At 59.7% G+C, this 849-nt stretch carries 3 protein-coding genes; all 3 read left to right on the top strand.

Annotated features, from left to right (window positions below):
* Positions 1-142: tail protein X (locus QCE79_RS33110; protein WP_309851684.1), on the top strand; the 142-nt coding region annotated here is incomplete at its 5' end.
* Positions 143-157: 15 nt separating this feature from the next.
* The gene (locus QCE79_RS33105) at positions 158-502 is read left to right on the top strand and encodes a putative holin (RefSeq protein ID WP_309851682.1); all 345 of its coding nucleotides are present in this window, start codon (positions 158-160) and stop codon (positions 500-502) included.
* Between the two features lies 1 nt (position 503).
* A complete protein-coding gene (locus tag QCE79_RS33100; RefSeq protein ID WP_309851679.1) occupies positions 504-776 on the top strand; it encodes a phage holin family protein in 273 nt (90 codons plus the stop codon).
* Positions 777-849 lie beyond the last annotated feature (73 nt).

The raw sequence follows: 849 nt of genomic DNA, 5'->3' as shown, positions 1-849 counted from the left end.
CAACGGCACGGTCGAGGCGGTGCTCGAAGCGAACCCGGGTCTTGCCGATCTGGGTCTGATGCTTCCTCTTGGCACGCTCGTGAGCATGCCCGAACTCGGTGAAGTCGCTAGCACGACGCCGCTATTGCAACTGTTCGACTGATTAAGGAACTGGCCCATGGCCGAGCCCAACACTACCACTGCGATGGCGCTGTCCGCTGTGATCGGACTTGCCAGCCTTGCACCGGGAATCGACGGCAATGCGCTGATCGGAGCATTCGCGGGCGCAGCGCTCGTTGTCGTGACATCGAAAGATATCGGTATCGTCCAGCGCGCGGCCTACATGATCATCTCGCTCATCATGGGTTATATGACTGCCCCGGAGATCATCGATTCGACGCCGGTGCGATCAAGCGGTGTCGCCGCTTTCTTCGCGGCTTCGTTGGTTATCACCGTGACGCTGCAGCTTATCGAGCGGGTCAAGAGCGTGGATCTGCTTGCGCTCCTCAAGCGGGGCAAGTGACATGAACCTCTCTTTTGCCAGCATCGCCTTAATGGCGCACGTCGTAGCGGCGCTGCGCATCATGTTCTTCCGTCGCAATGGCGCTCGGCACCGAGCTCACGTCTCATGGCTTGCCTGGTCGCTCGTGAGCGTACTTGGATGTTCGGCAATCGAGTTGGCGCTGCATCCCCGGCACGTGGACTTCCTCGAAGCCGCGCGGTCGGTTTTGCTCGCGTTTTTTGTGTTTTGCGCTCGCGGCAACGTGGCGCGCCTTTTATGGAGTGGCGAACAATGAGGATCCTTCGATTTGGCTCGATGGGCGATGAGGTGGCGCTTTTGCAGCACCGATTGCTTCGCGCGGGTTTCGA

It is taken from the genome of Caballeronia sp. LZ003 (genome assembly GCF_031451465.1).
In the GTDB taxonomy this organism is placed as follows: domain Bacteria; phylum Pseudomonadota; class Gammaproteobacteria; order Burkholderiales; family Burkholderiaceae; genus Caballeronia.
The sequence above is the reverse complement of the archived record's forward strand: the minus strand, read 5'-3'. Positions and strand labels throughout refer to the sequence as shown.

Coding starts and splice junctions, on each gene's coding strand:
- QCE79_RS33105 (WP_309851682.1), top strand. CDS start 158: ATGGCCGAGCCCAACACTACCACTGCGATGGCGCTGTCCGCTGTGATC.
- QCE79_RS33100 (WP_309851679.1), top strand. CDS start 504: ATGAACCTCTCTTTTGCCAGCATCGCCTTAATGGCGCACGTCGTAGCG.